This is a genomic window from Psychrobacter sp. 1Y11, assembly GCF_052259045.1.
Lineage (GTDB): Bacteria > Pseudomonadota > Gammaproteobacteria > Pseudomonadales > Moraxellaceae > Psychrobacter.
The window spans coordinates 348,863-356,858 of the sequence record NZ_JBQQER010000002.1 but is presented as its reverse complement, the minus strand read 5'-3'; the positions used below and the strand labels follow the sequence as shown (position 1 = coordinate 356,858).

General features: G+C 44.0%; 8 protein-coding genes. 4 read left to right on the top strand and 4 right to left on the bottom strand.

Annotated features, from left to right (window positions below; genetic code table 11):
* The first annotated feature begins 5 nt into the window (after window positions 1–5).
* Complete coding sequence (locus ACTXGJ_RS03085; RefSeq protein WP_439243480.1) at window positions 6–74, top strand: FAD-linked oxidase C-terminal domain-containing protein; 69 nt, start codon at window positions 6–8, stop codon at window positions 72–74.
* Window positions 75–271: 197 nt separating this feature from the next.
* On the opposite strand, the gene ACTXGJ_RS03080 is transcribed toward ACTXGJ_RS03085, so the two are convergent.
* On the bottom strand, window positions 272–907 hold the full coding sequence (locus ACTXGJ_RS03080) for a BLUF domain-containing protein (RefSeq protein WP_439239919.1): 636 nt from the start codon (window positions 905–907) through the stop codon (window positions 272–274).
* 470 nt (window positions 908–1,377) lie between these two features.
* Between ACTXGJ_RS03080 and ACTXGJ_RS03075 the strand changes: the two genes are divergently transcribed.
* On the top strand, window positions 1,378–3,015 hold the full coding sequence (locus tag ACTXGJ_RS03075; protein ID WP_443565075.1) for a carbon-nitrogen hydrolase family protein: 1,638 nt from the start codon (window positions 1,378–1,380) through the stop codon (window positions 3,013–3,015).
* Between the two features lie 108 nt (window positions 3,016–3,123).
* On the top strand, window positions 3,124–3,675 hold the full coding sequence (locus ACTXGJ_RS03070) for a protein disulfide oxidoreductase (protein WP_443565074.1): 552 nt from the start codon (window positions 3,124–3,126) through the stop codon (window positions 3,673–3,675).
* A 103-nt stretch (window positions 3,676–3,778) separates the two neighbouring features.
* Here the strand turns inward: ACTXGJ_RS03070 and ald are convergent, their stop codons facing one another.
* The 3 genes from ald to ACTXGJ_RS03055 form a co-directional block, all read right to left on the bottom strand.
* Window positions 3,779–4,894, bottom strand: coding sequence for an alanine dehydrogenase (ald, locus tag ACTXGJ_RS03065; RefSeq protein WP_443565073.1), 1,116 nt, complete (start codon window positions 4,892–4,894; stop codon window positions 3,779–3,781).
* 89 nt (window positions 4,895–4,983) lie between these two features.
* Window positions 4,984–6,342: an NCS1 family transporter gene (locus ACTXGJ_RS03060; protein WP_439239927.1), complete on the bottom strand. Its 1,359-nt coding sequence runs from the start codon at window positions 6,340–6,342 to the stop codon at window positions 4,984–4,986.
* 75 nt (window positions 6,343–6,417) lie between these two features.
* Window positions 6,418–7,116: an aspartate/glutamate racemase family protein gene (locus tag ACTXGJ_RS03055; RefSeq protein WP_443565072.1), complete on the bottom strand. Its 699-nt coding sequence runs from the start codon at window positions 7,114–7,116 to the stop codon at window positions 6,418–6,420.
* Window positions 7,117–7,268: 152 nt separating this feature from the next.
* On the opposite strand from ACTXGJ_RS03055, the gene ACTXGJ_RS03050 reads away from it, so the two are divergent.
* Window positions 7,269–7,985, top strand: a complete 717-nt coding sequence (locus tag ACTXGJ_RS03050) for a GntR family transcriptional regulator (RefSeq protein ID WP_443565071.1) — start codon at window positions 7,269–7,271, stop codon at window positions 7,983–7,985.
* The last annotated feature ends 11 nt before the right edge of the window (window positions 7,986–7,996 follow it).

The window sequence follows — 7,996 nt, the reverse complement described above, 5'->3', positions numbered from 1 at the left end:
ACTATTTGCGCGAGGTCAAAAAGGTCTTTGATCCTAATAATATTATGAATCGTGGTAAGATTTTCGATATGTAGTAGGCTTTATTCATTCTAAAACTCTAGTAAAAAAAGACGCTAAACTTTTAGTCTAGCGTCTTTTTTATGCATCATAGTTTATATGCTATATGAGAGATTTAAGCTTCTATACCATAAAGACTATAAGGTACTGTTTTTAACTTAGCTATTCATTTACAGAAGATGCTGGGCTAAAGTTTTGAGCCACCAGAACTAACTTAAAGACTCAATAAATATAGTGCTATCAAAAGCAACATTGCCAAAAACCCTTGCACGACTAAGAAAGCCTGATGCGGTGCGGCAATGTATTTGATCATATTACCCAAAGCGTTATAAGTAATCCCAGCGACTTTGATATGCGGCGGAGTCTCAAAGTTCTTAATCACTTGTAAAAAATGCTCAGTACGTTCAACACTCCAACCCTGAGGTGCAAAAGGCAAAAAAGGAGATAGTTTCATCGCCTGCTGTTTCGTCGCCGGTGACCACAGCCAACGCTCCAAAAATAGTAAGCGCATGCGCCAATCGATAAACAGACGCTGATCGATCGTTTCTAGCATCAGTATCTTGACGTTTTTATGACGCTTATCCGTAAAGATACGCTGCTGTAAGGCTAAGACCTTTGCCTTTTCACCCTCTATGCATTGTAAAAAGTGAGCATTGCCATAACATAAGATACCAGTGATGCTTTGTTGTTTATTATAATTGCGCGCATGAGCTTCTACTTCATCAAATATCGAGGCCTTCAACCGTGAGCTAAACGTCAGACTACTCACATATACTAGCCGTATCAGGGTCGTCTCTGCGATTTTGTCTAAAGCTTGCACCATATCAGCATTGTTTGAGGGCAAAGTCATACATAATAATCCTAAAGATCGTTTATGGTATTAGCAAACGACGTAGTGAAATGAACAATCATCAACACGCTTTAGTCATCGACATGCTCTGATAAAACCAATAATAGCGCACCATAAAAGCTACTGTATATACTGAGCGACTAAGTTTTATTTTTTAGAGTTTTAGTCAAAACCAGCAATGACCATGGCGATTACTCGTAGTCACTAACAAAGCTTCGCTGAAATGGTATGATGACAAGCAAAATTTGCAGCAGATATAACGATGATAAAAGCCAAAACATATATTACAAGTAATTGTTATTGTTAGCTATTGTAACATAAGTGTTACGCACTGAATATTATCTTTTATCGTCATTTAATTCTCTATAGCATAATCCTTAGACCAGATCTTGTTATGCCATAGCATAAGAATCTGCGCGAAACATAACGACTTTCTAACTATTATGGCTAATCGCCAATACAGGATACTCATGAGTAAGATAGAAAAACTAGACGACTTTCACCTAACGATTGCTGAGATTAAGAAAAAAGACTATCCACAAGTCAAAGAGCTTATGGATCGTGTCTACATCAACTTAGGCGGCGCTTGGTCAAAGACCACGATCCATACTTTGATCGATGCTTTTCCTGAAGGCCAAATTGCTTTATTTGACCATGATCAGCTGATCGGCATGGTGCTATCGATGCGCGTTGATTATGCCAAGTTTTCGAACCCGCATACTTATGATGATCTAATCGGTCATAGAGAGATCATAAAAGACGATCCTGAAGGCGATGCTATATACGGTTTGGACGCGCTTATCGATCCTGAATACCGCGGCTATCGTTTGGGCCGACGTCTCTATGATGCGCGTAAAGAGCTATGCCGGCAGATGAACTTTCGCTCTATCTTAGCCGGTGGCCGTATTCCCAAATACTATGACCATCAGGACTTGACGCCAGGCGAGTATATTGACGCCGTTGAGTCGCGCGAGATTCATGATCCTGCGCTCTCTTTTCAGCTGTCTAACGGCTTTATTGTCAAGCGTATTTTGACCGGCTATCTACCTGACGATAAGCAGTCCAAAGGCTTTGCAACGCTACTTGAGTGGGCCAATATCTACTACGAGCCCAAAGAGTACAAGCCGAACACCCGTAAGTCTGAGGTGCGTATTGGCGGTATTCAATGGCAGATGCGTGAGGTCGAGTCGCCTGAAGAGCTACTACAACAAGTCGAGTTCTTCGTCGATATCATGGCGGATTATAACTCTGACTTTGCCTGTCTGCCTGAGTTCTTTAACGCACCGTTGATGGGGCTGTGCGAGTCGACCGACCAAAACGTTGCGATTCGCTTTTTGGCAGATTATACCGAATGGTTTAAGAATGAAATCTCTCATTTAGCAGTGACGTATAATGTCAATGTCATTAGTGGCTCTATGCCGCTACTCGATGAAAACGATACACTCTACAACGTCAGCTACTTGTGCCGCCGCGATGGAACGGTCGAGGAGCAACGCAAGATTCATATCACCCCGCATGAGCGTAGCGCTTGGGTTATTGAGGGCGGCGATGAGGTCAAAGTGTTCGATACCGACGCAGGCCGCGTTGGCATTTTGGTTTGTTACGACGTTGAGTTCCCAGAGCTGGCGCGTCTCATGGCACTAGATGACATGGATATCTTGTTTGTGCCTTTTTGGACTGACACTCAAAATGGCTATTTACGCGTCCGTCATTGCGCACAAGCCCGCGCGATTGAAAATGAGTGTTATGTGATGATTTGCGGTTCAGTCGGTAACCTGCCACAAGTTGAGAGCTTAGATATTCAGTATGCGCAGTCCTCCATCTTTTCGCCTTCTGACTTTGCCTTCCCGCACGACGCTATCATGGCCGAAACGACCGCTAATACAGAAATGGTGTTCTTCTCAGACTTGAACTTAGACAAGCTCATTCATGTGCGTAATGAAGGCTCCGTACATAATTTGCTCGATCGCCGTGATGACTTATTTAGCCTAAAGTGGAAGCGTAAGTCAAAGATTTCAGCGAGCAAGCTCAGCGATGAAGAGCGCCGCGAAAACTCAGGCAGCGTACTATTAGGCGATCCGTTACAGAATCGCGCGCAAAAGTCATAACTTTTGACTCAAAACTTAACTTTTATGGTAATAAACGGCTAATTATTTAGCCGTTTATTTTTATCTATAACAAGCTAGTGATTCAAACTTTAAGCTCAGAGAAACCCTATGACGACTGATATAAAAAAAACAGAGTTAAAAGTTAAAAAATCGCCAAAGCAAAAGCTTTGGTCGGTGCTAAAAACCACCTTACTTTATGGTCTCGTCTTTATCGTTATTTATACTGCGATTAACTGGTGGCGACAGCCTGTCATGCCCGCCAACCCTCAGTTACAATTGACCGACTATCAAGGACAGACCTTAGACTTAGCAGCGATGAGTCGCGAGCAGCCTACGCTAGTCTATTTTTGGGGCACTTGGTGCCCGATATGTACTTATACTTCACCTACTATTGATAAGCTTGCGGCCGCTGGCAACTATCCGGTAGTGACTATTGCCATTAAGTCAGGCTCCAATCAACAGCTGCAAAATTATATGCAGCAAAATAATTTTGACTTCACTACCGTAAACGATGAAGATGGTGCGATCTTCGCCGATTGGCAAGGACAAGTGACGCCCTCTTATGTGATCTTAAAAGATGGTGAGATGACGCAAGGGTTAACCGGTATTCAGCCGCTATGGTCGCTGAAGTTAAGATTATGGTTATCGTCGGTGTTTTAGTTTAAACATCAAAGGATTCAAATTACTTAGCTAAATTTAAAAGCTGGGTTAAAAACCCAGCTTAAGCCAAAAAACTATGACTTTACAAGTAGCATAATGAGTGCTAACTAAGCAGCTCATCTAATCCTTTATACTCATAATCCAGCGCCTCCGCAACCGCTTTATAAGTGATATAGCCTTGCGCCGCATTCACCCCTTTTGCAAAGGCAGCATCCTCATCACAAGCTTGCTTAACTCCTTTTTTGGCCAGTTTTTGGATATAAGGTAAGGTAACATTCGATAGAGCCATCGTAGCCGTACGTGGTACCGCTCCTGGAATATTAGCTACCGCATAATGGACGATGCCGTGCTTGATATAAGTCGGATCGTCATGGGTAGTGATGCGATCAGTGGTCTCAAAGACGCCGCCCTGATCAATAGCGATATCGATAATGACTCCGCCATCATCCATCGACTCTATCATCTCTTCTGTGACTAGTTTAGGAGTGGCCGCGCCTGGAATCAGTACCGCGCCAATAACCAAATCACTGACTTCGACGCTGTCGGCGATGTTGACTTTATTAGAGATTAAAGTCTGTACGTTATTACCGAACATCTCGGATAGCTCTTTGAGTCGCTTGGGATCTAAGTCCAAGATAGTCACATCGGCTCGCAAGCCAATGGCGATTTTGGCCGCTTCCGTGCCTGATACGCCGCCGCCAATGATAGTCACGCGGCCTTTTTGTACCCCTGGCACCCCGCCGAGTAAGATCCCTTTACCGCCATAAAACTTCTGCAAGAACTGCGCGCCGATTTGGGTACTCATGCGTCCAGCAATCTCGCTCATAGGGGTAAGTAGTGGCAAAGAGTTATCAGCCAGTTGTACGGTTTCATAGGCTATTGCCGTGACTTTATTATCGACTAGCGCTTGGGCCAACTCAGGCTCATTAGCCAGATGTAAGTAAGTAAACAGTATCAGATTTTCGTTTAGATATTTAAATTCTTCTTGCTGGGGCTCTTTGACCTTGATGATCAGCTCGGCGTCCCAAGCTTTATTAGCACTATTGACGATGGTCGCGCCTGCTTCCTCATAATCCTCATCAGTGAAGTGCGAGCCCATGCCCGCGTCACATTCGACAAAGACCTTATGACCGTCGCTGACCAACACAGTAACGGCGCTTGGAGGCAAGCCGACACGGTTTTCGTTATTTTTAATCTCTTTTGGGATACCTATTTTCATAATTCTTCCTTGCTCAAAGTTTTTAAGAGTGGTGGTTATGATAAGCATGGATATTTTAGGACATATTTTAAAGTAAGCTCACCAAGCGTTTATGACATAAAACGCTGAGCCGCTGGCATTTTTAGCATCAATATCCAATAGACAGCCCCAGCTGGAATCAGACTGGCGTACCAAGAGACGCTTGAAAACAATAGCGCAACTACGATACCTACTATCATAGCAATGACTGCCGCCATATTGGTACCTTTATAAGGCCCATTTTTGTCGTAAAGTTTATCTAGATCAAGCTTTTGCTTACGAAGGAAATAATAATCAACGACTAAAATAGCAAATAGTGGCCCCAAAAAGGCTGAATAGGTTTGAATAAATAGATTTAATCCAGCGGCAGACTCATCTTTTACCAGCTCCCAAGGAAAAGTGCAAAAAGCAAGCAGACCGACAATAACAGCGGCAGTTTTATATTTGAGATTAAATATATCCATCAGCGCATAAGCTGGAGGAATAACGTTGTTTAGAATATTAGTGGTGACTTGAGCAAAAGCGATAAATAGCATAGTAATAACTAGTAAAGGCTTGTTATCAACGGCACTTGAGAAAACTTGAATAGGATCAACCTCGCCTGTAGCACTAGTGACCATGACCCCAATCAAACCCATGAACAAGGTGGCAGGCAAAATTGAGTTGGCGTAGATAACCACTTGACGAAACAGTCCTACGTTTTTACGTAGTTCACGCGAGTAGTCTGACACGTTGAGCATCATGGTGCTATAAACACCTAAGAACAGCATTGTTGCGCCCCAAAACGGAGTACCCCAACTGCCCTCGACGTTGACAAGATTGGTTGAGATCGTCGTACCATATTTGTCAATGACACTAAAGAACATATAAGCTAGTGAACAGATAATAAACACCGAGCCGATATTTTCAAGCCATTTGATGCCATGAAACCCAAGAACCGATAGACCAATTTGTAAGAACTGAAAACCTAAGAAGAAAACGACAATATTGCTATAGCCAAACAAGGTATCCGATACTAGGTTTAGTGCTCCTGCGCCAATCCAGCTTTGAAAGCCAAACCAAACTACCGCTGGTACTGAGCGCACAAGAGCGGGTATTCGGCTACCTGAGAAACCAAACGCAGAGCGCGTCTGCACCATGAACGGTATGCCATATTTGTGACCGGCTTTACCATTGATCATCAGTGCGGCACCAATGACCGTACACCCAATGGTGATCGCCAGCACTACTTGTAGTAAGTTTAAAGTGCCGACCAGTCCTGAGCCAACTGTAAACGTACCGATAGAGACACAGCCGCCAAGCCATGCAAATAAATAAGACCATGAACCCATAATCCGCGTCGTTTGCGGTGCAAGGCTCTCCTCTCCAATTGCCTTATGATCCAGCGTATCTATTCCTGCTGTCGCAGCGGCCGTTTTTATACTTTCCATTGCGTTCTCCTTCCTTGAGAAATGAATTACTATCTATCGTGAGTAGTGCATAGGTTATCGTTAATGGTGCATAGTTTAGCTTTGAATCGGCTTGGCATAAGCGCCGATCTTACTGGTTTTGAGTCCGCAGCCGACTAAAGCCTCAATCATACGAGTGGCGACAGTGACGCCATCAATGACAGGAACACCCGTCTCTTCGGTTAACCATTCTGTCAAATCCGCCATGCCAGCACAGCCTAGAACCACAGCTTCGCAGTTGTCCTCAGTTACCGCGCGCAAAATCTCATCGCGGACTTTTTCACGCGCACCAGAACCTGGCTCCTCAAGTGCCAACACTGGTATTTCAGCAGAGCGTACCCGTCTACAACGATGCGACAGACCATAACCATGGATTAAGTCCTCAATGACAGGCACAGAGCGCGGTAAGGTAGTGACGACGCTAAATGAAGTTGAGATCATACTTGCCGCTTTAACCGCCGCTTCACAAATCCCAAGAACCGGCCCTGAAAACACTTCGCGGCAAGCCCCAATACCCGGATCATCAAAACAAGCGACCACAACGCCATCGACCCCTTCTGCTTCAGCTTGCTTGAGACGAGCCAATAACCCTGGTACTGACATGGCTTCATCATGATGACCTTGGATAGAGGCTGGCGCATCTGTGCCAGAAGCACCAATAATAGTCGTCCCAGCACTGGCTTTTTGACGAGCGCTTTCGACGATTTTATCGGTCATAGAAGTGGTTGAGTTTGGATTCATTACTAAAATTTTCATAAAGGCTCTCAATTGTCTGCATTTGACTAACTATAATGTTGCCAAAAATAAATAATGACACTGGTAAATATTGTTAACTATTATTGTTAACAATTCAACTGATAAAATAATATTTGTTGTAGAGGCGCGAATGGCACACTATAATCGCGGCTATGAATAAAAAAACCTCAAAAGAAAAGATCTTGGAATCTGATAATACGCCTGAGCATATTATTATTAACGCTATTACTACGGCCGTATCAGAACAGCGTTTGTCAGCTGGAACTAAGCTTGGCGAGCAGATGCTTAGTGATCTATTTGATTGCAATCGAGCCAACGTAAGACGCGCTCTATCCACCCTTGCAACCATGCATGTTGTGCAGTTGCAGCCGAATCGTGGCGCTTTTGTGTCAACCCCTACCCCAAAAGAAGCTGGTGATGTGTTTGAGGCTCGCCGTACTATTGAGCGCACCCTAGCACGTAGCGCTGTCAAAAACGTTCAATCACAAGACATTCTCGATATGCGTGATTTGATAAGCGCTGAAGCCGAGGCTCATGCGCGCGCTGATAAACCAGCAGAGCTGCGCTTGTCGCGTGCTTTTCATATGCATTTAGCAATCATAGTGGGCAATAAAGTTTTGGAGCAGTTTTTGAATGAGCTGACACTGCGTACGACGTTAATTATTGGCCTGTATAACAAAGCGGGTTCTTCAAATTGCGCAGAAGATGAGCATTCAGGTATTGTGCAAGCACTTGCAGACAAGGATGAAAAACGCCTGATCTTATTAATTGATCAACATTTAAATCACTTAGAAGCCGGACTAGATTTTCAGCGCTCTATCAAGCCTTTTTCGACGTTAGCAGAGCAGCTGATTATATCAGCGGACTAGGGTTTTTAAGG